We start from the raw sequence: 23,222 nt of genomic DNA on the forward strand, positions 1-23,222 counted from the left end.
CCCATGTCACTTTGAGTGCCCACACAGATTGTCTGATAAATTATTAAAGAGCAGTGCCGCTTCGCTTTCTCAGCGGCGCGGGATGTGCATATTACGCTTTCCCGCCTTAGAGTCAAGCGTTTAATTTCGCTTATCTCTGCCGAAGTTCTCAGGAGAACCTCGCTGACCCGGCGGCTTATTTGCCGTTGTTCCGTCTCAGTGGGGCCGCATTATAGGGGCAAATTGAGATCCCGCAAGCAGAAATATGAAAAATGTTTTCGTTTGCCTATTTTTCATACGTAACGCTTATTTTTGCCTGGTTTTCATACAAAAACGAGCCCCGTAGGGCTCGTTTTCTTATTTTTGTGACTTACTGCACTGCCACAATATGGTCGTCTTTAACTTCCAGACGCACCAACTTACCCGGAATCAACTCACCGGACAGAATTTGCTGTGCCAGCGGGTTTTCAATCTGCTGCTGAATCGCACGTTTCAACGGACGTGCACCGTATACCGGGTCGTAACCGTTTTTACTCAGCAGATGCAGAGCCTCATCGGAAATCTGCGTTTCATAACCGCGCTCTTCCAGACGTTGGTACAGTCGCTGCAGCTGGATCTGGGCAATAGAAGCAATATGTGTCTCACCTAACGGATGGAACACAACAACTTCATCTATACGGTTAATGAACTCCGGACGGAAGCTTTGGCTTACAACTCCCAGCACCAGATCTTTCATATGACCGTAATCCAGTTCACCGAAGCGTTCCTGAATCAGATCCGACCCGAGGTTCGATGTCATAATGACCACCGTATTGCGGAAGTCGACCGTTCTCCCCTGCCCATCCGTCAGACGCCCATCATCAAGGACCTGCAGCAGAATGTTAAATACATCCGGATGCGCTTTCTCCACCTCATCGAGCAGAATGACGGAGTAAGGACGACGGCGAACAGCTTCCGTCAGATAACCCCCTTCTTCATAACCGACATATCCTGGAGGCGCACCGACCAGACGAGACACGGAGTGTTTCTCCATAAACTCGGACATATCGATACGCACCATGGCATCATCACTGTCGAACATAAAGTTAGCCAGCGCTTTGCACAATTCGGTTTTACCCACACCGGTCGGCCCCAGGAACAGGAACGAGCCAATTGGGCGATTCGGATCGGACAGCCCGGCGCGGCTACGGCGAATAGCGTTGGATACCGCCTCTACCGCTTCGTTCTGACCAATCACCCGGCTATGCAGATCCTGCTCCATGCGCAGCAGTTTATCGCGTTCACCTTCGAGCATTCTGGCAACCGGGATACCGGTCCAACGGGCCAGCACTTCCGCTATTTCCGCATCCGTCACTTTATTACGTAACAGACGCATAGTTTTGCCTTCAGACTGCGTGGCCGCTTCCAGCTGTTTTTCCAATTCAGGAATTTTGCCGTACTGCAGTTCGGACATCCGCGCGAGGTCACCGACGCGGCGAGCTTGCTCAATGGCAATTTTCGCCTGTTCAAGCTCAGCTTTAATCGTTTGAGTGCCGGATAACGATGCTTTCTCGGCTTTCCACTCTTCTTCTAACTCAGAATACTGGCGTTCTTTATCTTCCAGTTCTTCATTAAGCATATCGAGACGTTTCTTACTCGCCTCGTCAGACTCTTTCATTAACGCCTGCTGCTCCAGCTTCAACTGAATAATACGGCGGTCGAGTCGGTCCAGCTCTTCAGGTTTAGAGTCAATCTGCATACGAATGCTGGATGCAGCTTCATCAATCAGGTCGATAGCTTTATCCGGCAACTGGCGATCGGCGATATAACGATGGGACAGCGTGGCTGCCGCAACGATCGCCGGGTCAGTAATCTGCACATGGTGGTGCAGCTCGTAACGTTCTTTCAGACCACGCAGAATAGCGATGGTATCTTCGACAGACGGTTCGGCAACGAACACTTTCTGGAAACGACGTTCCAGCGCAGCATCTTTTTCAATGTACTGACGATACTCATCCAGCGTCGTGGCACCAACGCAGTGCAATTCACCGCGAGCCAGCGCGGGCTTTAACATATTGCCAGCATCCATTGCGCCGTCGGCTTTACCGGCGCCCACCATGGTGTGCAACTCATCAATAAACAGGATAACGTTGCCTTCCTGTTTGGAGAGATCGTTCAGCACCCCTTTTAAACGTTCTTCAAATTCACCGCGGTATTTTGCCCCGGCCACCAGCGCCCCCATATCCAGCGCCAGAACGCGGCGGCCTTTTAAGCCCTCCGGTACTTCACCGTTGATAATGCGCTGTGCCAGCCCTTCAACAATGGCTGTTTTACCAACCCCCGGCTCACCGATTAATACCGGGTTATTTTTTGTACGACGCTGCAGTACCTGAATGGTACGGCGAATTTCTTCATCACGGCCAATCACCGGGTCGAGTTTGCCTTGTTCAGCACGCTCGGTCAGATCGACGGTATATTTTTTCAATGCCTGACGTTGGTCTTCGGCACCCTGGTCATTCACGCTTTCACCTCCGCGCATCTTTTCAATTGCCTGAGTGATGTTGGCAGTTGTCGCGCCGGCTGTTTTCAGTAATTCAGCCAGAGTGCCACGGGACTCAAGCGCCGCCAGAACAAATAGCTCTGACGAAATAAAGTTATCACCGCTTTTTTGCGCCAGCTTATCGCAGAGATTAAGGACGCGGATCAGATCCTGAGACGGCTGCACGTCGCCACCGGTGCCTTCCACCTGCGGTAAACGGCTCAACGCCTGATCGATTGCCGTGCGAAGCTGGCCTGCATTAATACCTGCAGACGTTAATAAAGGACGTACCGATCCCCCTTCCTGATTCAGCAAGGCGCTCATTAAATGAAGAGGTTCGATAAATTGGTTGTCTTGCCCCAGTGCGAGTGACTGGGCATCGGCAAGAGCAAGCTGGAATTTATTGGTAAGACGATCCAGACGCATGACTCCTCCCATAATAGGTCAATTTTGCTACAGGAGATTAAATGAGGTCATCCCTCAATTATTCAAGGTTAAATGACCTATTCAATGAGAAAATATTATCAGCGTTCTGGATCGCCTTGATTCTATAGGTTATATCAGCCAGATGAAACTTGCCATACGACCTGTAGTACGGTCGCGACGATAAGAGAAAAAATCATCCTTTTCGCTGAAGGTACAGCGGTCACCACCGAAGACGGCAGTCACCCCCATATTTGCCAGCCGCTGACGGGCCAGCAGGTAGATATCGGCAAAGTATTTGTCGCCTACCGGACGAAATGCATCCACCGCTTTGGCATCTTTCGCCATAAAGGCTTCACGCACTTCCGGGCCGACTTCAAAGGCCTGCGGACCTATCGCTGGGCCAAACCAGGCCAGAATATTCTCCGCGCTATCGTTAAAGCAGGCGACGGTCTCTTCCAGCACACCATCGCACAGCCCCCGCCAGCCGGCATGCGCCGAGGCGACTTCGGTGCCAGCACGATTGCAGAATAGCACCGGTAAGCAGTCCGCCGTCATTACCGCGCACACTGTCCCTGGCGTATTACTGTAGGACGCATCGGCACGCTTTGAAGCATAAGGCGCACCGGTCAGATGCAAAACATCCTTGCCGTGCACCTGCTCCAGCCACACCGGTTTGGACGGCAGTTTTCCCGCCGCAAACATGCGCTTACGGTTCTCTTCAACGTGTTCAAGGTTGTCGCCACAATGGGCACCGAGATTTAAAGAATCCCACGCCCCCTGACTAACACCACCGATACGCGTTGAACTACAAGCCGCTACCCCAGTCGGTAGCGGCCATTCAGGGACAATGATTTTGGTCATAGCCAGTCGACGTCGTCCTTATGTTCTTCAAAGTCATCGCGCATAACCGCAATAAGATCGACCATATCCTGTGGAATTGGCGCATGCCATTCCATCTCAATACCCGAAATAGGGTGATAGAGACGCAGCATTGTCGCGTGAAGCGCCTGACGGTCAAATTTACGCAGCGTCGAGATAAACTCATCTGATGCGCCTTTTGGTGGACGCGGACGACCACCGTAAACCTGATCGCCCACCAGCGGATGAGTGATGTGAGCCATGTGCACGCGGATCTGGTGCGTACGTCCGGTTTCCAGACGCAGCCGCAGACGCGTGTGCACACGGAAGTGTTCCATGATGCGATAGTGCGTGACCGCCGGTTTACCCATTGGGTGCACCGCCATATGCGTACGCTTGGTTGGATGACGGCTGATCGGTTCCTCAACGGTACCGCCCGCAGTCATATGACCAATCGCCACGGCCTCATACTCACGGGTAATTTCACGCAGCTGCAGCGATTCCACCAGACGCGTTTGCGCAGGGACGGTTTTCGCCACGACCATCAACCCGGTGGTGTCTTTATCCAGACGATGCACAATACCGGCGCGCGGTACGTCAGCAATCGGCGGATAATAGTGCAGCAGCGCATTCAGTACCGTACCGTCCGGGTTACCGGCACCCGGGTGCACCACAAAGCCGCGCGGCTTGTTGATGACGATAATGTCTTCATCTTCATAAACGATATCAAGTGGGAGATCCTGCGCTTCAAAGCGGATTTCTTCATCGATTTCGGCATCGATAGCGACGGTTTCGCCACCCATGACTTTCTCTTTCGGCTTGTCTGAAACTTTGCCGTTTACCTGAACGCGTTGGTCAAGGATCCACTCTTTTATGCGCGATCGCGAATAATCAGGGAACATTTCGGCCAAAGCCTGATCTAAGCGTTGACCGAGTTGTGACTCGGACACCGTTGCGGTGAGTTGTACTCGTTGTGCCATATACAGCTTCTTCGTTAACGTTGGGTTTTTACGGCTTTGCCGTTTAATATAGTGTGCTATTGTAGCTGGTCTTAGTCGGGAACAGGAACTGTGAATATCCCGTATAAACATTTTGAGGAAAGTCAAAACGTCATGACGCGCATGAAATATCTGGTGGCAGCGGCCACGTTGAGCCTGGCTTTGGCGGGGTGCTCTGGTTCAAAGGAAGAGGTTCCTGATAATCCGCCTAATGAAATCTACGCAACTGCTCAGCAAAAGCTCCAGGACGGTAACTGGAAACAGGCAATAACGCAACTGGAAGCGTTGGATAACCGCTATCCATTTGGGCCTTATTCTCAGCAGGTTCAGTTGGATCTGATCTACGCATACTATAAAAATGCCGATCTGCCGCTGGCTCAGGCCGCTATTGACCGCTTCATTCGTCTGAACCCAACGCATCCGAACATCGACTATGTGATGTACATGCGCGGCCTGACCAACATGGCGCTGGACGATAGTGCACTGCAGGGGTTCTTCGGGGTTGATCGCTCCGATCGTGACCCTCAGCACGCGCGTGACGCATTCAATGACTTCTCGAAGCTGGTGCGCGGCTACCCGAACAGTCAGTATGTCACCGATGCCAGCAAACGCCTGGTATTCCTGAAAGACCGTCTGGCGAAGTATGAGCTTTCCGTTGTCGATTACTACACCGCTCGCGGTGCATGGGTCGCGGTGGTAAACCGTACCGAAAACATGATGCGTAACTATCCTGATACCCAAGCGACGCGCGATGCGCTGCCGAAGATGGAACACGCATACCGCGAAATGCAGATGACGGCGCAGGCTGACAAAGTGGCGAAAATCATTGCCGCTAACGGCAAAAGCACCCAGTCCTGATTTCAACCCCATCAAAAACAAAACGGCAGCCCGATGGCTGCCGTTTTTTTATCCGTTTGAACGACTTGCTGAAGCGGTTTAGCGGCAAGTCATCCTATCAAATATGGCTGGCTTTTCCCGATCCCACAAGTAAAAAATCACTTCTTCCTGTCCTGACTCACAAAATGAATGCACTGACAAAAAGTGACAAAATAATGTGATCTTTATCACACATTTTAAGCAAATCCGAGGTATGCTGGAATCACCAAGACGGAAAGACAAGAGGTAAAATTTATGACAATGAACATTACCAGTAAACAAATGGAAATTACTCCGGCTATCCGCCAGCATGTCGCAGACCGTCTCGCCAAATTGGAAAAATGGCAAACTCAGTTAATTAATCCTCATATCATTCTGTCGAAAGAACCGCAGGGTTTTGTAGCCGATGCCACGATGAACACCCCAAATGGGCATCTCGTCGCCAGCGCAAAACATGAAGATATGTATACCGCCATTAACGAATTGATCAACAAGCTGGAACGGCAGCTGAACAAGGTGCAACACAAAGGGGAAGCCCGTCGCGCAGCAACATCAGTGAAAGACGCAAGCTTCGTGGAAGTTGAAGAAGAGTAAAACTGAACTTTGAACTTTAATGTGTCACGCCAACGCGCCTTCGGGCGCGTTTTTTATTGACAGAACGAAAACAGACCGAGTACTGTAAAACCTCACCACGCTAAGGATTTAATCAACCGTGAAATTGCTGCCGTTTTTCTTCGCATTCTTTTTTACCTTCCCCTGAATGGGAGGCGTTTCGTCGTGTGATAAAGAATGCGAAGACGAACAATAAGGCCTCCCACCTGGGGGGCCTTTTTTATTGATAACAAGAAAGGCAAACATGATGACTTCGGAAAACCCGTTACTGGCGATACGCGATAAGATCAGCGCGCTGGATGAGAAATTAGTGAGCCTGCTGGCAGAGCGTCGAGGGCTCGCCATTGAGGTTGGTAAAGCTAAACTGGCGTCTCATCGCCCGGTACGTGATATCGATCGCGAACGCGACCTGCTGGAACGGCTGATCACCATCGGAAAAACCCATCAGCTCGATGCGCACTATATTACGCGCCTGTTTCAACTGATTATCGAGGATTCCGTCCTCACCCAGCAGACCTTACTGCAGCAGCATTTGAATCAAATCAATCCGCACTCCGCGCGAATTGCCTTTCTTGGTCCAAAAGGCTCCTATTCACATCTCGCCGCACGCCAGTATGCCGCGCGCCATTTTGAACAGTTCATTGAAAGCGGTTGCCTGAAGTTTGCCGATATCTTTAATCAGGTTGAAACCGGGCAGGCCGACTATGCGGTAGTGCCTATCGAGAACACCAGTTCCGGCGGCATTAATGATGTCTACGATCTGCTGCAACATACCAGCTTGTCCATCGTTGGCGAGATGACGGTTCCCATTGACCACTGCCTCCTGGTGAACGCCGGAGCGACGCTGGATACCATCGAAACGGTCTACAGTCATCCGCAGCCATTCCAGCAGTGCAGTCAGTTCCTGAGCCACTATCCGCAGTGGAAAATTGAGTATACCGAGAGCACTTCGGCGGCAATGGAAAAAGTGGCGCAAGCCAACTCCCCTTCCGTGGCCGCGCTGGGCAGCGAAGCCGGCGGCAAGCTGTATGGGCTACAGGTACTGGAACACTGTCAGGCTAACCAAACGCAGAACATCACCCGCTTCCTGGTACTGGCGCGTAAAGCCGTCAACGTCTCCGATCAGGTGCCGGCGAAAACCACCTTGCTGATAGCCACCGGACAGCAGGCCGGTGCGCTGGTAGAAGCCCTACTGGTGCTGCGTAACCATAACCTGATCATGACCAAGCTGGAGTCTCGCCCTATCCACGGCAATCCCTGGGAAGAGATGTTTTATCTCGACATCCAGGCCAATCTGGAAGCGCTGCCAATGCAAAAAGCGCTCAAGGAGCTGTCTGGAATTACCCGTTCGATGAAAGTGCTGGGGAGCTACCCCAGCGAGAACGTGGTACCGGTTGATCCGATTTAAGCTTCGATAAACGGCGTCTTCTTCATACCTGCCACTGCCACCGGTAGCGTGAAGATGGCGCCAGAAAGCGGATATTGCGCCACTTCCGCCGCTGACATATTTTCTCGCGTGGTGGTAATAAACAGCGTGCGCATATCCGCACCACCAAAGCAGACCATCGTCGGACAGCGTACCGGCAGCCGATACTCTTCCAGTTGTTCACCCTCCGGTGAAAAACGTGCAATTCGCCAGCCGTCGAACATTGCGCTCCAGTAGCAGCCCTCTTCGTCTATCGCGGCCCCATCAGGAATACCTTCACCAGGCATAAACCGCCGCAACGCTTCCCGCCGACCAGGTTCGCCCCACTCGTCGAGCGGCGTGCGATAAATCACCGCATTCGGCGTGTCCGAGGTATACATCCAGCGTTTATCTTCGCTAAATGCCAGACCGTTCGCACCATGAATGTCGCACTGGATAACTTTGGGCTTAAGCTGATTGTCGACGCGGACCAGCAGCGCGCCGTTGTAATCTCCCGGCCCCCAGAATGTACCAGCATAAAAACGCCCCTGCCGATCCGTACCACCGTCATTAAAACGCGCCAACTGAGGATTACTCGGATTATCGCAAATTTTATGTACCAGCAGACCGCGGCTATCGGCAAGCCAGATGGCGCTGCGCAGCGCAACGATAAAACCGCCCTTCTCCCGCAGGGAAAAACAGCCGACTTCTTCCGGAAACTGAAGGATCTGGTGTTCACCGCTAGCTAATTCGTAGCGGTGAATCTCACATTCCATAATATCGGCCCAGTACAGCGCCTGCTCGGCGTCGCTCCAGGTCGGGCACTCCGGCAGATGTCCGGTGTAATCAAACAGCAGGGTTGCGTCAGCCATCATCTTTATCCCATAAAAAAAGCCAGAGGATTTCCCCTGGCTTTCAAGTATATACAGTTTCGATTACTGTCGGTTGTCATTCGCCTGCCGTAACAGGACGCGGCTCTCACTCTGGAAACGTTGCGCGTAGTCACCGAACCAATGCTCAACCTTGCGGAAGCTGTCAATAAACGCCTGTTTATTGCCCTGCTCCAACAGACCGATAGCCTCACCGAAACGCTGGTAGTAACGTTTAATCAACGCCAGATTATTGCCTGATGACATGATAATGTCAGCATACAGTTGCGGATCCTGGGCAAACAGTCGCCCGACCATCGCCAACTCCAGACGATAAATCGGCGAGGAGAGCGCTAACAGCTGTTCCAGTTGCACATTCTCTTCCGCCAGATGCAGGCCATAAGCAAAAGTCGCAAAGTGGCGCAGCGCCTGAATAAACGCCATATTCTGATCGTGCTCTACGGCGCTAATCCGATGTAAGCGCGCCCCCCAGACCTGGATCTGTTCAAGGAACCACTGATAGGCCTCCGGCTGACGACCATCGCAGTAAACAACCACCTGTTTTGCCAGGCTGCCGCTGTCCGGGCCGAACATCGGGTGCAGCCCCACCACGGGACCGCTGTGTGCAGACAACATCGCCTGCAGCGGCCCGGCTTTTACCGAACAGAGATCGACCAGAATGCAATCCGCCGGCAGCGGTGGCAACTTCTCAATCACCTGCTCGGTGACGTGGATAGGTACGCTGACGATAACCATACCGGCATCAGCCACCAGCTCCGGCGCGCGGGCCCAGTCTTCTTTTTCGAGCGTACGCACCTGGTAACCCGACAGGCCGAGCATTTTTTCAAACAGCCGCCCCATCTGGCCACCGCCGCCGACAATCACTACCGGACGTAGCGACGGGCAAAGCGTTTTAAACCCTTTGTCATTTTCACTGGAGTAAGACTCACGCATCACGCGACGCAGAACATCTTCAATCAAGTCAGGCGGCACACCCATCGCCGCGGCTTCTTTGCGGCGCGAAGCCAGCATTGAAGCTTCGCGCTCCGGGACATAAATCGGCAAGCCATACTGACTTTTGACTTCGCCGACTTCCGCCACCAGTTCCAGACGCTTTGCCAGCAGATCCAGCAACGCTTTATCCACGGCATCAATTTGATCGCGCAGCGCGGTCAGTTCAGCAACCATACTATCCTCTTACCCCAGACGAGCCGCCAGATGGCCGCGTAAATCCTTGTCGAGCTCACGCAGCAGCGCGTCCGTCGTTTCCCAGCTGATGCATGCATCGGTAACCGAAACGCCGTATTTCATATCACAGCGCGGCTGCTCGGAAGACTGGTTGCCTTCGTGAATATTGCTCTCAATCATCAGACCAATAATAGAACGGTTACCGTCCTTGATCTGTGCGACAACGGATTCCGCCACCGCAGGCTGACGGCGGTAGTCTTTATTGGAATTACCATGACTGCAATCTACCATCAGCGAGGCGCGCAGTCCTGCTTGTTCCATCTCTTTTTCGCACTGCGCCACGTCCTCCGGACCGTAGTTCGGCTTTTTGCCACCGCGCAGAATCACGTGACCATCTGGGTTTCCCTGCGTACGCAGCAGGCAAACCTGACCGGCCTGGTTGATACCAACAAAGCGGTGCGGCATCGCCGCGGCGCGCATGGCGTTGATCGCGGTTGCCAGGGAGCCATCGGTACCGTTTTTGAATCCTACCGGCATTGACAGACCAGAAGCCATTTCGCGGTGGGTCTGGGATTCCGTGGTACGGGCACCAATCGCCGACCAGCTAAACAGATCGCCCAGGTACTGCGGGCTGTTCGGATCCAGCGCTTCGGTCGCCAGCGGCAAGCCCATGCTGACCAGTTCAACCAGCAGACGACGAGCAATTTTCAAACCACCTTCCACATCAAACGAGCCATCCATATGCGGATCGTTGATAAGCCCTTTCCAACCCACGGTGGTACGAGGCTTTTCAAAATAGACGCGCATCACCAGGTAGAGGCTATCGCTGACCTCTTCCGCAAGGGTTTTAAATCGACGCGCGTATTCGATGGCGGCTTCTGGATCGTGAATAGAGCAAGGCCCACACACTACCAGCAGGCGCGGATCGCGACCGGCGATAATGTCAGAAATCGTTTTACGTGACTGGGCGATTTGCGCTTCCTGCTCTACGGTGAGCGGGAATTCAGCTTTCAGTTGATCCGGAGTGATCAATACCTGTTCATCGGCGATATTTACGTTGTTCAGCGCGTCTTTTTGCATGATGGCATTACCTGTATGGCTCGTTTGCGATAGTTGTTTCCTCAATGAGGTGGAGCCACAATATCACAATCAGTAAAGATTTCAATCCAAAATACGTACACATTTCTTTACAACATCTAATTTAATGCAAAATAACCCCTCAAATACCGTAAACATATTATTACACTAATTCATTCACGGACTGTCGCCCAACAATGCATCTGCTCTGATTTCCCCCTATCCCAGCCATTTACTCACCCCTTCTCCTTATCTCAGCAAGCATTCTCTGATTGGCTGAAACAGGCAAAAATTAGTGCTAAAACGAGTTAAGTTAAAGATAAGCTGATGCTAGCCGATAAATTTAACAATTCCCCTGTTAATCATACTGAATATGACTATGATTACGCGGAGAGGCTGAAAAATGGGATGAACCGCGTTAATTGATTTTATCTTCATCCGTCAAAACAAATACCACTTCAAGATTTTACTTAAATCGTACAAATCGAATTTCTGACATAATGATGGCTTTGATAAACAATGATATTCTGCCAAAAACTCTCCAGGGTGATGATTTCCAGAGCGGTACGGCGGATTTTCGTGAGAAATTCAATCTTGATCTCTTTGCTTCGACTAACTCTGGTGCTAATGCTATCTCTGATGCTGGCCCCGGCAACTGCCGCCCCCCTCACCGAAACGGATAAATCGGTACGTTCGATCGTGTCAGGCATTGTGAGCTACACCCGCTGGCCTTCACTTTCTGGCTCACCGAAGCTCTGTATTTTTGCCAGCGCCAGGTATCTGCAGGCACTGAGCACGGTCGATGGGCAAAGTTCTCTGCCTTACATCCCGGTGTTGGTCCGTACGCCTCAGGACGCACTGACAGCCCGTTGTGATGGTATTTATTTCGGTACGGAATCTCCTGAACGGCAGGTTGAATTAATCTCGCAATATCACCGTCAGCCTTTACTATTAATCTCCGAGCACAACCCGGAATGCATTATTGGCAGCGCATTTTGCTTAATTACGGATGAGCCGCGAATCAGATTCTCCGTCAATCTGGATGCGCTGTCTCGCAGCGGTGTAAGAGTTAATCCGGATGTATTAATGCTTGCAAGGAATAAGCAGCATGAATAAGGACTCCACCTTCACATCGCGCCCGACGTTTAAAAAAACGTTACGCCGCATCAATATGATAAGTGTAATCGTAACGATGACGCTTATATGGCTTTTGCTGTGCTTTGCTTCCGTGGTGACATTAAAGCAATATGCGCAGAAAAACCTCGAATTAACCGGCGCGTCCATGAGCCATACCCTTGAAGCGGCGCTGGTTTTCAACGATCCGCAGGCTGCGAATGAGACGCTGGCCACGCTTGGTCAGCAAGGGCAGTTTGCCATGGCGAATGTGCTCGACATCCATGACAAGCAGTTTGCCCATTGGGTATGGAACCCAGAGGACAGCAGCGACACGCTGGGTGCGTTGGTCAGCCATTGGCTGTTCCCTGTTCCCATCTCCCAGCCAATCATGCATAACGGTCAGCCGATTGGCGAGATTCGCCTGGCAGCGCGCGATACGCTGATCGGCCACTTTATCTGGACGTCATTCGCCGTACTCACCGGCTGCATTCTTTTCGCTTCAATTATTGCTCTCACCATTACGCGTTCCTTGCATCATGGCATGGTCGAAGAGATACAAAACATCACCGATGTGGTTCACGATGCTCGCAAAAACCGTAACTTCTCGCGACGGGTAAAAGAAGGACGTATCGAAGAGTTTCATCGTCTCGGTGAAGACTTCAACAGCCTGCTTGATGAAATGGAAGAGTGGCAGATGAAGCTGCAGGAGAAGAATGCTCAATTGATGCGGACGGCCATGCATGATCCTCTCACCGGCCTTGCAAACCGAGCCGCTTTCCGCAATAGCATTGCGGCATTGATGACCAATTCTGCGGCAAAAACCAACTCTGCTCTGCTGTTCCTCGACGGTGACAACTTTAAACAGATCAACGATACCTGGGGACACGCTGCGGGCGACTGCGTGCTGATTGAAGTCGCCAGCAGGATGATTGAGTTTGGCGGTCAACGCTACCAGTCATATCGCCTTGGCGGTGACGAATTTGCCATGGTGATAACCGGTGTCCACTCTGAAGTTGATGTGCAACACATTAGCGCGGCGCTGGCACAGCAGTTTAGCCGCCCATTTGATCTCCATAACGGACATCACACCCCCATGTCTTTGAGCATCGGTTTCGCGCTGGCATGGGAAAACAACTCGCTGGAAACGTTACTGGAAAGAGCGGACCATAATATGTATCAGGCGAAAAATCAGCGAACTAAAACAATAAGCTAGAAAGGAAAATGATATGTTAAAGCGATACTTTGCACCACTGTTACTGGCATCACTGGTCATTTCCGGTTGTCAGACACCGCCAAAGGGCAAATTCTCGCCTGAACAGATCGCCGCCATGCAATCTTACGGCTTTAATGAATTAAACGGCGACTGGTCGCTGGGTCTGTCAGCGAAGATCCTGTTTGATAAAAATGAAGCTACGCTGCAGCCAGAAAGTGAAACGCAGATTGAGTCCATGGCCTCGCGTCTGGCGGCGACCGGACTGAATCACGCCCGGATGGATGGTCACACGGATAACTACGGTGAAGACAGCTATAACGAAGCGCTATCGCTTAAACGAGCAAATGCCGTTGCCGATGCCTGGGCAAAAGGCGCCCATGTCCCGCGCAGTAACCTCACCACGCGGGGATTAGGCAAAAAATACCCCGCCGCCAGCAACAGTACCAGCCAGGGTCGCGCTGAGAACCGCCGGGTTGCGGTGGTCATCAGCACGCCTTAAGTTTACTTAACAGACGACTCGGCGAGTGACACATTCGCTGCCGCTCGCCAGCGCAGCACATCAAACAGAATAAACAACGCCAGGCTCGCTCCCATCACAGGCAGCGCGACGCCACACGCAATAGCCATAGCCAATGTCGTCAGCCGAGCGGGTAATGAAAGCGCCCGCCAACTGTGTGACAGCGTGAGTAACGGATTTATCGGCGACTGCGCCGGGCGTTTAATCCACCATAGACGATAGCCCATCACAATCGCCGCACACAACGCCACCCCAAAGACGATCAGCAGCAGCTGATTCGGCAAACCAAACAATACGCCCATGTGGAAATCTACCCCCCAGCGCGTCAGTTTTGCCATCAGCGGGAAGTGGGCAAACTGGGTGTGATCCACGACCGTCATGGTATGAGGATCGACGGCCACGGCATCAACCTGAGTTGGCCAGCGGCGATCGTTCTCAGTCACCGTCCAGGCGCGATCGTCACTACGTGGCGGACGGATCTCCAGATGCGTCGCGCTGATACCCGCGCGCTGCGCAAGATTCAGGATCGCATCAATGTTGTCGTATGCCATCGGCGGCTCGTCCATGACCATTGCAGCATGGTCTCCGTGATGCCCGGCATGAGGAGCCATTTCCATTGTCTGTGCACCGTTCAACTGGGTATTCACCTGCGGTGTTAACCAGTTAAAGGCGGCCCGCATTTTATCAACGTTACCCCCTGCCCACTGCGACCAGGTCAGCCCGGTGGCCGAGAACAACAGCATTCCGGCCAGCAGACACCAGCCGAGCGTAACGTGAACCCGTCGGGTATTTTGCAGACGATTTTTGATCCGCCGCTTTGGCCGGGTAAAGGCCCACAGGACAATCCCCCCCAGTGCCGCAACCCACATCCACGAGGCTGCAAGTTCACTATAAAGTCGGCCAATATCACCCAGCAGCAGCGAGCGGTGCGCATAATCGATCCACTGGCGCAGCGGTAATATCCCACTGGTACCGTAAACCGTCATATCGCCTTTCACCGCCAACGTGACGGGATCGATAAAGATGGCTCGGTTTTCCGACTCGCCGAGCGAAGGATCGGCGAACATCACCCGCGTCGTTTCACCCGGCTCCAGGGCCGGGCGTACCGCGTTCAGACGCAGCGGCGCGGCAAGCTCTCGCTGCGCCACGGAAATCTGTTCTACTAGCGGATGCCGCTCGCCTTCCGAGCTGGCGTGCAGCGCCTGCGCATAAACCCAGTTTTCCAGTTGCGGCGTGGCCACATAAAGCGTGCCGGTCAACGCGGCGACAAAGATGAAAGGCCCAACAAACAGGCCGATAAAGAAATGCAGGCGGCGAAGCAGATGCGTCCAGGCCGCCCGCGAGGTGCAGGTTGTCATACTTTTCCTTCATATAGGCGAAAAGAGTCGTGACGCTTAGGCGTCATTTATCGTTATTAACTGGGGAAAGCAGACAACTGCGGCGGTGCGCGGGTATCGGGAAATAGCCAGGGAAACTCGAACCAGTGGGCGAGCAACGGCGGGAAAGATGGCGTAGAAACACGTAACAACAGTGCACAAAGCAGCGCACAAAGCGCCAGTATCAGCCCGGGGACATGAGTTAACAGGACACAGTAGCCACAGGCTTCCCCATGGTCGATAGGCATTGTATCCGACGCAGAATGATGTGCAGGCATCGGCATGTTCATCTCATGATGCATACCGGGCATGGCGCTCATCGGTGATTGCTGTAACGAAATGGAGACCAGCGGAGCGAAAATAATCAATGCCATAGCCAACAGCGCAAGCCAGGCGGCTCGCCGTTTTCGTGTCGCTATGCTGATTGCTGTTTTGCTCACCCATCCCTCCCAGTCACCGGGGGCATTGTAAATGATTTATCAGCAAGATGTTAACGCATGGTGCCTTCAGGGATAAAAAAAGGGCCAGCCCGGAGGCTAGCCCTTTTCTAACAGGATGTCGCTTGCGCGAATCTTAGTTAAGACGCTCTTTGATACGAGCAGACTTACCAGTGCGCTCACGCAGGTAGTACAGTTTAGCTTTACGTACAGCACCACGACGTTTAACAGCAATGCTGTCAACTACCGGAGAGTGAGTCTGGAAGACACGCTCAACGCCTTCGCCGTTGGAAATTTTACGAACAGTGAATGCAGAGTGCAGACCGCGGCTACGAATAGCGATAACCACGCCCTCAAATGCCTGCAGACGTTTTTTGGAACCTTCAACAACCCATACTTTCACTTCCACGGTATCACCCGGACGGAAGGAAGGTACGTCCTGCTTCATCTGTTCTTGTTCAAGTTGCTTAATAATGTTGCTCATAATTTAATCTCTTATCCTGGGTAAACTGATATTTGGGGGTCTTAGACCAGCCCATCATGTTTATGTTGCTGTTGTGCGTGTTCCGTTTTGAACTCCGCCAGCAACCTTGCTTGCTCTTCAGTCAGAGCCAGGTTTTCCAGAAGTTCAGGTCTTCTAAGCCAGGAGCGGCCCAGCGACTGCTTCAAACGCCAGCGACGTATCTCGGCATGGTTCCCCGACAGCAGAACTGGCGGTACTTCCATCCCTTCCAACACTTCAGGGCGAGTATAGTGTGGACAATCCAGCAATCCATCAGCAAACGAATCTTCGATTGCTGAAGCTTCATGACCCAGTACACCCGGAATAAACCGGGAAACAGAGTCGATCAGCGTCATTGCCGGTAACTCTCCACCGCTGAGAACGTAATCGCCGATAGACCATTCTTCGTCAATCTCGGTCTGAATCACGCGCTCATCGATACCTTCGTAGCGACCGCACACCAGAATCAGCTTTTGATTCGTTGCCAGTTCGCTGACGCCCGCTTGATCAAGCTTGCGTCCCTGAGGTGACAGATAAATCACCTTCGCGCCTTCACCTGCCGCGGCTTTTGCTGCGTTGATGGCGTCCCGCAAAGGTTGCACCATCATTAACATCCCCGGTCCGCCGCCGTAAGGACGATCGTCCACGGTACGGTGCCGGTCATGAGCAAAGTCACGAGGACTCCAGCTCTGGATGTTCAGCAGGCCATTTTTTACTGCCCGGCCAGTTACCCCGTAATCGGTAATTGCGCGGAACATTTCAGGAAACAGGCTAATTATGCCAATCCACATAGCGCCGTCTTTTACCGTTTATCCGGAGATTTAAAAACCAGGATCCCAATCTACTTCGATAGTACGAGTAGTGAGATCGACTTTCTTGATAACCTGCCCATCGAGGAACGGTACGAGACGTTCCTTGATGCCAAATGCATCTTTCAGGTTTGCCTTAATGACGAGAACGTCATTCGACCCGGTTTCCATCATATCGATGACTTTACCGAGACCGTAGCCTTCAGTGGTCACTACCTGGCAGCCCATAAGGTCTTTCCAATAGTAGTTACCATCGTCCAGCGCCGGCAGCTGTGATGAATCAACGATAATCTCGCAATTCGTCAGCAGATTCGCGGCATCGCGATCGTCAACGCCTTTCAGCTTAATGACGATATCCTGATTGTGGTAGCGCCAGCTTTCCAGCTCAACGGTCTGCCACTGACCCGCCTTCTGGATTAACCAGGGCTGATAGTCAAAAATGCTTTCGGCGTCCTCGGTGGAGGAAAACACTCTGAGCCAACCACGGATACCGTAGGAAGAACCCATTTTGCCCAATACGATCGGATCAACAGGTGCTTTTGCGGCGAGTTGTTTGCTCATCATGACCACCGTGACAGATTAAGCTGCTTTGTTAGCGGCTTTGATCAGCGCTGCTACGCGATCGGAAACAGTAGCGCCCAGGCCAACCCAGTGAGCGATACGATCCAGATCCAGGCGAGTGCTTTCTTCTTTTTCGCTTGCGATTGGGTTGAAGAAACCAACGCGCTCGATGAAGCGACCGTTACGTGCGTTACGGCTGTCAGTAACAACAACCTGGTAGAACGGACGCTTTTTAGCGCCGTGACGTGCTAAACGAATAGTTACCATAACATCCTCTTGTGTGAATAGAACAACCGGGCCCCATCGAGGGAGGGGGCCCGGTGTCATATTAAAAGCCCGAAAATTTTACTCATTTCTGGGGGAATTGCAATCAACATCTGTCTTTTACCGCACGATAACAAGGGCGTTACCGTTAACGACAGCGTGAAGTCGGTGCGTTCACCGTAAACGGGGTGTGCTGAATGCCAGTACACCCCGTGGTCAATGAAGGGAAATAATTAACGGCCTGGGAATCCTGGTGGCATCATGCCTTTCATCCCGCGCATCATTTTCATCATGCCGCCCTTCGACTTCATTTTCTTCATCATGCGCTGCATGTCGTCAAACTGCTTCAGCAGACGGTTAACGTCCTGCACCTGCAGGCCACAGCCCTGGGCGATACGACGCTTGCGGGAACCTTTGATGATTTCCGGCTTGGCGCGCTCTTTAAAGGTCATGGAGTTGATAATCGCCTCCATACGCACCAGCACTTTATCGTCCATCTGTGATTTGACGTTGTCAGGGATCTGGCCCATGCCCGGCAGTTTGCCCATCAGGCTAGCCATACCGCCCATGTTTTTCATCTGACGCAGTTGCTCAAGGAAATCGGTCAGGTCGAAACCGTCGCCTTTTTTCAGCTTCGTGGCCAGCTTTTCAGCCTGTGCGCGGTCAACCTTACTTTCGATATCTTCGATAAGCGACAGCACATCGCCCATACCGAGAATACGGGAGGCGATACGATCCGGGTGGAAGGGTTCCAGCGCTTCCGTTTTCTCGCCGACGCCGAGGAATTTAATCGGCTTGCCGGTGATATGACGAATAGACAGCGCAGCACCGCCGCGGGCGTCGCCGTCGACTTTGGTCAACACCACCCCGGTTAACGGCAGCGCTTCGTTGAAGGCTTTCGCAGTGTTCGCCGCATCCTGACCGGTCATGGCGTCAACAACAAACAGGGTTTCTACCGGCTTAATCGCCGCATGAACCTGTTTGATTTCGTCCATCATCGCTTCATCAACGTGTAAACGACCGGCGGTATCCACCAGCAGCACGTCGTAGAATTTCAGCTTCGCTTCTTTCAGCGCAGCGTTAACGATGTCGATAGGCTTCTGGCCAACGTCAGACGGGAAGAAGTCCACGCCAACCTGCTCGGCCAGCGTTTCCAACTGTTTGATCGCCGCAGGGCGATAAACGTCCGCAGAAACGACCAACACTTTTTTCTTGTGCTTCTCGCGCAGGAATTTACCCAGCTTGCCGACGCTGGTTGTTTTACCCGCACCCTGCAGGCCCGCCATCAGCACGACGGCCGGCGGTTGTGCGGCCAGATTCAGGCTCTGGTTCTCTTCGCCCATCGCCGAAACCAGTTCGCTACGAACGATTTTGACGAACTCCTGACCCGGCGTCAGGCTTTTATTAACTTCATGACCAACCGCTTTTTCTTTTACGCGATTGATAAAATCACGCACTACCGGCAGCGCAACGTCAGCTTCCAGCAGCGCCATGCGCACTTCGCGCAGCGTCTCTTTTACGTTGTCTTCAGTAAGGCGTCCACGGCCACTGATATTGCGCAGCGTGCGCGACAAACGATCGGTTAAATTATCAAACATTGTCTCTCGCCTGGGGTGGAAACGGTGAGTCGCTAACGCGACAATAAAACGGAAATTTGCCGGAGTATAACACGACAGAGGCCGAGTTGTGATGCTGCGGTTGACGCTGAGGTCACGTAACGTTATGTGCATCATCCTGCAACCAGGCTACGCGCCTTGATACAACTCAACGGATTTTGCGTATATACTGCATCTCTTTCTTCTATTTGACGACTGCCGACTCTTTATGCCTGTTTTCGCCCTGCTCGCGCTTGTTGCCTACTCCATCAGCCTGGCGCTGATTATTCCCGGTCTGCTGCAAAAAAACAGCGGCTGGCGGCGGATGGCGATTCTTTCTGCCACCGTTGCGCTGGTGTGCCATGCGTTTGCGCTGGAAGCGCGTATTCTGCCTGGCGGTGAGAGCGGGCAGAACCTTAGCCTGTTGAACGTCGGCTCTCTGGTCAGTCTGATGATCTGTACGGTGATGACTATCGTCGCCTCTCGCAATCGCGGCTGGCTGCTGTTGCCCATTGTTTACGCCTTTGCGCTCATCAACCTCGCGTTCGCGACCTTTATGCCCAATGAGTTTATTACGCACCTGGAAGCTACGCCGGGGATGATGGTACATATCGGGCTGTCGCTGTTTGCCTATGCAACGCTGATCATTGCCGCACTCTACGCACTACAGCTGGCATGGATCGACTATCAACTCAAAAATAAGAAGCTGGCATTCAGCCACGAAATGCCACCGCTGATGGTCATTGAGCGCAAAATGTTTCACATCACCCAGGTTGGGGTTGTGCTGCTCACCCTGACGCTGTGTACCGGCCTGTTTTACATGCATAACCTCTTTAGCATGGAAAATATCGATAAGGCCGTCCTTTCCATCATCGCCTGGTTCGTCTATATCGTGTTGTTATGGGGCCACTATCATGAAGGGTGGCGCGGACGCCGGGTTGTCTGGTTTAACGTTGCCGGCGCCGGCATCCTGACGCTTGCCTACTTCGGTAGCCGCGTCATTCAACAGTTTGTGAGCTAAGTACTAAGGACCTCTCTTGGAACATATTTCAACCACCACGCTGATCGTCACGCTGATCATCATGGTGGTCATTTCCGCCTATTTCTCCGGTTCTGAAACCGGCATGATGACGCTAAACCGCTACCGTCTGCGTCATCTGGCGAAACAGGGCGACCGCCGGGCGCGTCGCGTTGAAAAACTGCTGCAAAAACCCGACCGCTTAATCAGCCTGGTGCTGATCGGCAATAACCTGGTCAATATCCTGGCATCGGCGCTGGGCACCATCGTCGGCATGCGTTTATACGGTGACTTGGGTGTCGCTATCGCCACCGGCGTGCTCACCTTTGTCGTCCTGGTGTTCGCCGAAGTCCTGCCAAAAACCATCGCCGCGCTTTACCCGGAAAAGGTCGCCTATCCAAGCAGCTTCCTGCTTGCGCCGCTGCAAATCCTGATGATGCCGCTGGTGTGGCTACTCAATCTCATCACCCGTCTTCTGATGCGAATGATGGGGATCAAAACCGACATCACCATTAGCAGCGCGCTCAGCAAAGATGAACTGCGCACCATCGTCAACGAATCCCGCGCGCAAATCTCCCGCCGCAATCAGGATATGCTGCTGTCGGTGCTGGATCTGGAAAAAATCAGCGTTGATGACATCATGGTGCCGCGCAACGAAATTGTCGGCATCAACATCAACGACGACTGGAAAGCTATCGTTCGCCAACTGACCCACTCTCCGCATGGCCGCATCGTCTTGTACCGCGACTCATTAGACGACGCCATCAGCATGCTGCGCGTGCGCGAAGCCTACCGTCTGATGACGGAGAAAAAAGAGTTCACCAAAGAGGTGATGCTACGGGCAGCCGATGAGATTTACTTTGTACCGGAAGGAACGCCGCTCAGCACGCAGCTGGTGAAATTTCAGCGCAACAAAAAGAAAGTGGGCCTGGTCGTCGACGAATATGGCGATATTCAGGGCCTGGTGACGGTCGAGGATATTCTCGAAGAAATTGTCGGTGACTTTACCACCTCAATGTCGCCATCGCTTGCCGAAGAGGTCAATCCGCAAAACGATGGTTCGGTGATTATTGACGGCGGCGCCAACGTGCGCGAACTGAACAAAGCCTTCAACTGGCACCTGCCGGAAGATGAAGCGCGCACCGTTAACGGTATGATTGTGGAAGCGCTGGAGGAGATCCCTGCGGTAGGTACACGCGTGCGTATCGCGCAGTACGATATCGATATTCTCGACGTGCAGGATAATGTGATTAAGCAGGTTCAGGTTAACCCGGTAAGACCGATTCGCGAGAGCGTGGCGGATTAATCAATACCCTCTCCCCATTCGGGGAGAGGGTTAAACGAAGGTTAGCCCTTCGCCTTGGCAACGGAGACCATCGCTGCGCGAATGGTACGGCCGTTCAGGGTATAACCCTTTTGCATCACCATCAGCACGTTGCCAGCAGCAATTTCGTCGGACTCAACCATCGCAATCGCCTGATGAACGTTCGGGTCCATCGGGACGTTAATGTCCGCAACAACCTGCACACCAAATTTAGCCACCACGTCCAGCATCGATTTACGGGTCAGTTCGATACCTTCAATCATACCCGCCATGGATTCGCTGTCTTTGTTGGCCACTTCCAGCGCGCGATCCAGGCTATCCAGCACCGGCAGCAGTTCGTTGACGAATTTTTCCAGCGCGAATTTGTGGGCCTTCTCGACGTCGATCTCAGTACGACGACGCAGGTTTTCCATTTCTGCCTTCACGCGCAGGACGCTTTCGCGCTCGCGTGTTTCGGCTTCCGCTAACTGCGACTCAAGGTTCGCAATTTTTTCATCGCGCGGATCCACCTGCTCAGCAGAAGCGTCTGATTCAACCGCCTCAACTTCTTCGTGCTGTTCCATGATAATTTCTTCCGGGGATTGCCCCTCAGGCGTTTTCTGTTCTTTACTACTCATGAATTTCTCCGCGTTTTTTCACAATCATCTCGCTAACCTGGATTATTATGGGGATCAGATTCCGGGTTTCAAGGGAAGCTCTCACATTGTCATCAATCTTTGGCACAAGGACATTCAGAAAATGAACAATCATTTCAAGTGTATCGGTATTGTAGGACACCCCCGTCACCCGACTGCCCTGACAACACATGAAATGCTCTATCGCTGGCTTTGTACCAAGGGTTACGATGTTATTGTTGAACGCCAGATAGCCCATGAGCTCAAGCTCGATAATGTAAAAACCGGGACGCTGGCCGAAATTGGCGTCAAAGCGGACTTAGCCGTCGTGGTCGGCGGCGACGGCAACATGCTCGGTGCCGCCCGCACGCTGGCGCGCTATGACATTAGCGTCATTGGGATTAACCGCGGCAACCTCGGTTTTCTCACCGACCTCGATCCGGATAACGCTCACCAACAGCTTGCCGACGTGCTGGACGGTAACTACATTGCCGAAAAACGATTTCTGCTGGAAGCACAGGTCTGCCAGCAAAATTGCCAGAAACGTATCAGTACCGCCATTAATGAAGTGGTGCTGCATCCTGGTAAAGTCGCGCACATGATTGAATTTGAAGTCTATATTGATGAGACTTTCGCCTTCTCCCAGCGTTCCGATGGGCTGATCATCTCGACGCCAACCGGCTCAACGGCCTACTCGCTGTCTGCCGGCGGCCCCATCCTCACCCCGTCGCTGGATGCGATTACCCTGGTGCCGATGTTCCCGCACACCCTGTCGGCGCGGCCGCTGGTGATTAACAGCAACAGCACCATCCGTCTGCGTTTCTCACACCGGCGCAACGATCTGGAGATCAGCTGCGACAGTCAGATAGCTCTACCGATTCAGGAAGGAGAAGACGTACTCATTCGCCGGAGCGACTACCACCTTAATTTGATTCATCCCAAAGACTACAGCTATTTCAATACATTAAGCACGAAGCTTGGATGGTCAAAAAAATTATTCTAAATTAACGCCGGCCTCTTTACTGTATAAAAAACCAGTCTATACTGTATGAAATTACAGTTATGGTTTT

24 protein-coding genes and 1 other annotated feature are annotated in these 23,222 nt (G+C 52.6%); of the genes, 10 read left to right on the plus strand and 14 right to left on the minus strand.

Annotated features, from left to right (window positions below):
- Nucleotides 1–349: 349 nt before the first annotated feature.
- The 3 genes from clpB to rluD form a co-directional block, all read right to left on the minus strand.
- On the minus strand, nucleotides 350–2,923 hold the full coding sequence (clpB, locus tag KCR01S_RS20700; protein ID WP_061284894.1) for an ATP-dependent chaperone ClpB: 2,574 nt from the start codon (nucleotides 2,921–2,923) through the stop codon (nucleotides 350–352).
- Between the two features lie 129 nt (nucleotides 2,924–3,052).
- Nucleotides 3,053–3,784 carry a purine nucleoside phosphorylase YfiH gene (yfiH, locus tag KCR01S_RS20705; RefSeq protein ID WP_061284895.1) on the minus strand — a complete coding sequence of 244 codons (732 nt, stop codon included), beginning with the start codon at nucleotides 3,782–3,784 and terminating at the stop codon, nucleotides 3,053–3,055.
- A complete protein-coding gene (rluD, locus tag KCR01S_RS20710; RefSeq protein ID WP_061284896.1) occupies nucleotides 3,781–4,761 on the minus strand; it encodes a 23S rRNA pseudouridine(1911/1915/1917) synthase RluD in 981 nt (326 codons plus the stop codon). The genes yfiH and rluD overlap by 4 nt, the downstream gene beginning before the upstream one ends.
- A gap of 132 nt (nucleotides 4,762–4,893) precedes the next feature.
- Between rluD and bamD the strand changes: the two genes are divergently transcribed.
- The 4 genes from bamD (at nucleotide 4,894) to pheA (ending at nucleotide 7,675) form a co-directional block, all read left to right on the plus strand.
- Entirely contained in the window at nucleotides 4,894–5,637 is a 744-nt protein-coding gene (gene bamD, locus KCR01S_RS20715; protein ID WP_061284916.1) for an outer membrane protein assembly factor BamD, read from the plus strand.
- A 273-nt stretch (nucleotides 5,638–5,910) separates the two neighbouring features.
- On the plus strand, nucleotides 5,911–6,249 hold the full coding sequence (raiA, locus tag KCR01S_RS20720; protein ID WP_052284541.1) for a ribosome-associated translation inhibitor RaiA: 339 nt from the start codon (nucleotides 5,911–5,913) through the stop codon (nucleotides 6,247–6,249).
- Nucleotides 6,250–6,366: 117 nt separating this feature from the next.
- Nucleotides 6,367–6,491 (plus strand) — a sequence feature (Phe leader region).
- Nucleotides 6,368–6,415: a pheA operon leader peptide PheL gene (gene pheL, locus KCR01S_RS25495; RefSeq protein ID WP_121497579.1), complete on the plus strand. Its 48-nt coding sequence runs from the start codon at nucleotides 6,368–6,370 to the stop codon at nucleotides 6,413–6,415. It overlaps the preceding feature by 48 nt.
- A 23-nt stretch (nucleotides 6,492–6,514) precedes the next feature.
- Nucleotides 6,515–7,675 carry a bifunctional chorismate mutase/prephenate dehydratase gene (gene pheA, locus KCR01S_RS20725; protein WP_061284897.1) on the plus strand — a complete coding sequence of 387 codons (1,161 nt, stop codon included), beginning with the start codon at nucleotides 6,515–6,517 and terminating at the stop codon, nucleotides 7,673–7,675.
- Here the strand turns inward: pheA and KCR01S_RS20730 are convergent.
- The 3 genes from KCR01S_RS20730 to aroF all read right to left on the minus strand — a co-directional run bounded on the left by KCR01S_RS20730 (nucleotide 7,672) and on the right by aroF (nucleotide 10,809).
- Complete coding sequence (locus tag KCR01S_RS20730) at nucleotides 7,672–8,544, minus strand: SMP-30/gluconolactonase/LRE family protein (protein WP_061284917.1); 873 nt, start codon at nucleotides 8,542–8,544, stop codon at nucleotides 7,672–7,674. The two genes, pheA and KCR01S_RS20730, sit on opposite strands and share 4 nt — an antisense overlap.
- A gap of 63 nt (nucleotides 8,545–8,607) precedes the next feature.
- A complete protein-coding gene (gene tyrA / locus KCR01S_RS20735; protein WP_061284898.1) occupies nucleotides 8,608–9,729 on the minus strand; it encodes a bifunctional chorismate mutase/prephenate dehydrogenase in 1,122 nt (373 codons plus the stop codon).
- A 9-nt stretch (nucleotides 9,730–9,738) separates the two neighbouring features.
- Nucleotides 9,739–10,809, minus strand: coding sequence for a 3-deoxy-7-phosphoheptulonate synthase AroF (gene aroF, locus KCR01S_RS20740; protein ID WP_061284899.1), 1,071 nt, complete (start codon nucleotides 10,807–10,809; stop codon nucleotides 9,739–9,741).
- Nucleotides 10,810–11,433: 624 nt separating this feature from the next.
- On the opposite strand from aroF, the gene yfiR reads away from it, so the two are divergent.
- Genes yfiR through KCR01S_RS20755 form a run of 3 tightly spaced genes read left to right on the plus strand, consistent with a single transcriptional unit; the run spans nucleotide 11,434 to nucleotide 13,634 of the window.
- Nucleotides 11,434–11,922 (plus strand): regulatory sequestration protein YfiR, encoded by a 489-nt coding sequence (yfiR, locus tag KCR01S_RS20745; protein ID WP_233269660.1) that lies wholly within the window; start codon nucleotides 11,434–11,436, stop codon nucleotides 11,920–11,922.
- The gene (dgcN, locus tag KCR01S_RS20750) at nucleotides 11,915–13,135 is read left to right on the plus strand and encodes a diguanylate cyclase DgcN/YfiN (RefSeq protein WP_061284901.1); all 1,221 of its coding nucleotides are present in this window, start codon (nucleotides 11,915–11,917) and stop codon (nucleotides 13,133–13,135) included. The genes yfiR and dgcN overlap by 8 nt, the downstream gene beginning before the upstream one ends.
- Before the next feature lie 13 nt (nucleotides 13,136–13,148).
- Complete coding sequence (locus KCR01S_RS20755; protein WP_061284902.1) at nucleotides 13,149–13,634, plus strand: OmpA family protein; 486 nt, start codon at nucleotides 13,149–13,151, stop codon at nucleotides 13,632–13,634.
- Nucleotides 13,635–13,636: 2 nt separating this feature from the next.
- Here the strand turns inward: KCR01S_RS20755 and KCR01S_RS20760 are convergent, their stop codons facing one another.
- The 7 genes from KCR01S_RS20760 to ffh form a co-directional block, all read right to left on the minus strand.
- Nucleotides 13,637–15,010 carry a PepSY-associated TM helix domain-containing protein gene (locus tag KCR01S_RS20760; protein WP_061284903.1) on the minus strand — a complete coding sequence of 458 codons (1,374 nt, stop codon included), beginning with the start codon at nucleotides 15,008–15,010 and terminating at the stop codon, nucleotides 13,637–13,639.
- Between the two features lie 56 nt (nucleotides 15,011–15,066).
- Nucleotides 15,067–15,468 carry a DUF2946 domain-containing protein gene (locus tag KCR01S_RS24515; protein WP_072277198.1) on the minus strand — a complete coding sequence of 134 codons (402 nt, stop codon included), beginning with the start codon at nucleotides 15,466–15,468 and terminating at the stop codon, nucleotides 15,067–15,069.
- Nucleotides 15,469–15,601: 133 nt separating this feature from the next.
- Entirely contained in the window at nucleotides 15,602–15,949 is a 348-nt protein-coding gene (gene rplS / locus KCR01S_RS20765) for a 50S ribosomal protein L19 (RefSeq protein ID WP_006687325.1), read from the minus strand.
- A gap of 41 nt (nucleotides 15,950–15,990) precedes the next feature.
- Nucleotides 15,991–16,758 carry a tRNA (guanosine(37)-N1)-methyltransferase TrmD gene (gene trmD, locus KCR01S_RS20770; RefSeq protein ID WP_052284531.1) on the minus strand — a complete coding sequence of 256 codons (768 nt, stop codon included), beginning with the start codon at nucleotides 16,756–16,758 and terminating at the stop codon, nucleotides 15,991–15,993.
- 30 nt (nucleotides 16,759–16,788) lie between these two features.
- The gene (rimM, locus tag KCR01S_RS20775) at nucleotides 16,789–17,337 is read right to left on the minus strand and encodes a ribosome maturation factor RimM (RefSeq protein ID WP_061284904.1); all 549 of its coding nucleotides are present in this window, start codon (nucleotides 17,335–17,337) and stop codon (nucleotides 16,789–16,791) included.
- Between the two features lie 18 nt (nucleotides 17,338–17,355).
- Complete coding sequence (gene rpsP, locus KCR01S_RS20780) at nucleotides 17,356–17,604, minus strand: 30S ribosomal protein S16 (protein ID WP_061284905.1); 249 nt, start codon at nucleotides 17,602–17,604, stop codon at nucleotides 17,356–17,358.
- Nucleotides 17,605–17,834: 230 nt separating this feature from the next.
- Nucleotides 17,835–19,199 carry a signal recognition particle protein gene (gene ffh, locus KCR01S_RS20785; RefSeq protein WP_052284528.1) on the minus strand — a complete coding sequence of 455 codons (1,365 nt, stop codon included), beginning with the start codon at nucleotides 19,197–19,199 and terminating at the stop codon, nucleotides 17,835–17,837.
- Between the two features lie 226 nt (nucleotides 19,200–19,425).
- Here ffh and KCR01S_RS20790 point away from each other — a divergent pair, with 226 nt between their 5' ends.
- Nucleotides 19,426–20,217, plus strand: a complete 792-nt coding sequence (locus tag KCR01S_RS20790) for a cytochrome C assembly family protein (RefSeq protein WP_061284906.1) — start codon at nucleotides 19,426–19,428, stop codon at nucleotides 20,215–20,217.
- Between the two features lie 16 nt (nucleotides 20,218–20,233).
- Entirely contained in the window at nucleotides 20,234–21,520 is a 1,287-nt protein-coding gene (locus KCR01S_RS20795) for an HlyC/CorC family transporter (RefSeq protein ID WP_061284907.1), read from the plus strand.
- A 41-nt stretch (nucleotides 21,521–21,561) separates the two neighbouring features.
- Here KCR01S_RS20795 and grpE read toward each other — a convergent pair whose 3' ends face one another.
- Nucleotides 21,562–22,155: a nucleotide exchange factor GrpE gene (gene grpE, locus KCR01S_RS20800; RefSeq protein ID WP_061284908.1), complete on the minus strand. Its 594-nt coding sequence runs from the start codon at nucleotides 22,153–22,155 to the stop codon at nucleotides 21,562–21,564.
- A 121-nt stretch (nucleotides 22,156–22,276) separates the two neighbouring features.
- On the opposite strand from grpE, the gene nadK reads away from it, so the two are divergent.
- A complete protein-coding gene (gene nadK, locus KCR01S_RS20805; RefSeq protein WP_052284549.1) occupies nucleotides 22,277–23,155 on the plus strand; it encodes an NAD(+) kinase in 879 nt (292 codons plus the stop codon).
- Nucleotides 23,156–23,222 lie beyond the last annotated feature (67 nt).

Source organism: Kluyvera cryocrescens NBRC 102467 (assembly GCF_001571285.1).
Classification (GTDB): domain Bacteria; phylum Pseudomonadota; class Gammaproteobacteria; order Enterobacterales; family Enterobacteriaceae; genus Kluyvera; species Kluyvera cryocrescens.

Excerpts from the sequence above, each read along its gene's own strand:
- yfiR (WP_233269660.1), top strand. The coding sequence starts at position 11,434 with ATGCTATCTCTGATGCTGGCCCCGGCAACTGCCGCCCCCCTCACCGAA.
- trmD (WP_052284531.1), bottom strand. The coding sequence starts at position 16,758 with ATGTGGATTGGCATAATTAGCCTGTTTCCTGAAATGTTCCGCGCAATT.
- KCR01S_RS20730 (WP_061284917.1), bottom strand. The coding sequence starts at position 8,544 with ATGGCTGACGCAACCCTGCTGTTTGATTACACCGGACATCTGCCGGAG.
- bamD (WP_061284916.1), top strand. The coding sequence starts at position 4,894 with ATGACGCGCATGAAATATCTGGTGGCAGCGGCCACGTTGAGCCTGGCT.
- pheA (WP_061284897.1), top strand. The coding sequence starts at position 6,515 with ATGACTTCGGAAAACCCGTTACTGGCGATACGCGATAAGATCAGCGCG.
- clpB (WP_061284894.1), bottom strand. The coding sequence starts at position 2,923 with ATGCGTCTGGATCGTCTTACCAATAAATTCCAGCTTGCTCTTGCCGAT.
- KCR01S_RS20755 (WP_061284902.1), top strand. The coding sequence starts at position 13,149 with ATGTTAAAGCGATACTTTGCACCACTGTTACTGGCATCACTGGTCATT.
- ffh (WP_052284528.1), bottom strand. The coding sequence starts at position 19,199 with ATGTTTGATAATTTAACCGATCGTTTGTCGCGCACGCTGCGCAATATC.
- aroF (WP_061284899.1), bottom strand. The coding sequence starts at position 10,809 with ATGCAAAAAGACGCGCTGAACAACGTAAATATCGCCGATGAACAGGTA.
- KCR01S_RS20760 (WP_061284903.1), bottom strand. The coding sequence starts at position 15,010 with ATGACAACCTGCACCTCGCGGGCGGCCTGGACGCATCTGCTTCGCCGC.
- rpsP (WP_061284905.1), bottom strand. The coding sequence starts at position 17,604 with ATGGTAACTATTCGTTTAGCACGTCACGGCGCTAAAAAGCGTCCGTTC.
- rluD (WP_061284896.1), bottom strand. The coding sequence starts at position 4,761 with ATGGCACAACGAGTACAACTCACCGCAACGGTGTCCGAGTCACAACTC.
- dgcN (WP_061284901.1), top strand. The coding sequence starts at position 11,915 with ATGAATAAGGACTCCACCTTCACATCGCGCCCGACGTTTAAAAAAACG.
- nadK (WP_052284549.1), top strand. The coding sequence starts at position 22,277 with ATGAACAATCATTTCAAGTGTATCGGTATTGTAGGACACCCCCGTCAC.
- yfiH (WP_061284895.1), bottom strand. The coding sequence starts at position 3,784 with ATGACCAAAATCATTGTCCCTGAATGGCCGCTACCGACTGGGGTAGCG.
- grpE (WP_061284908.1), bottom strand. The coding sequence starts at position 22,155 with ATGAGTAGTAAAGAACAGAAAACGCCTGAGGGGCAATCCCCGGAAGAA.
- KCR01S_RS20790 (WP_061284906.1), top strand. The coding sequence starts at position 19,426 with ATGCCTGTTTTCGCCCTGCTCGCGCTTGTTGCCTACTCCATCAGCCTG.
- rimM (WP_061284904.1), bottom strand. The coding sequence starts at position 17,337 with ATGAGCAAACAACTCGCCGCAAAAGCACCTGTTGATCCGATCGTATTG.
- raiA (WP_052284541.1), top strand. The coding sequence starts at position 5,911 with ATGACAATGAACATTACCAGTAAACAAATGGAAATTACTCCGGCTATC.
- tyrA (WP_061284898.1), bottom strand. The coding sequence starts at position 9,729 with ATGGTTGCTGAACTGACCGCGCTGCGCGATCAAATTGATGCCGTGGAT.
- rplS (WP_006687325.1), bottom strand. The coding sequence starts at position 15,949 with ATGAGCAACATTATTAAGCAACTTGAACAAGAACAGATGAAGCAGGAC.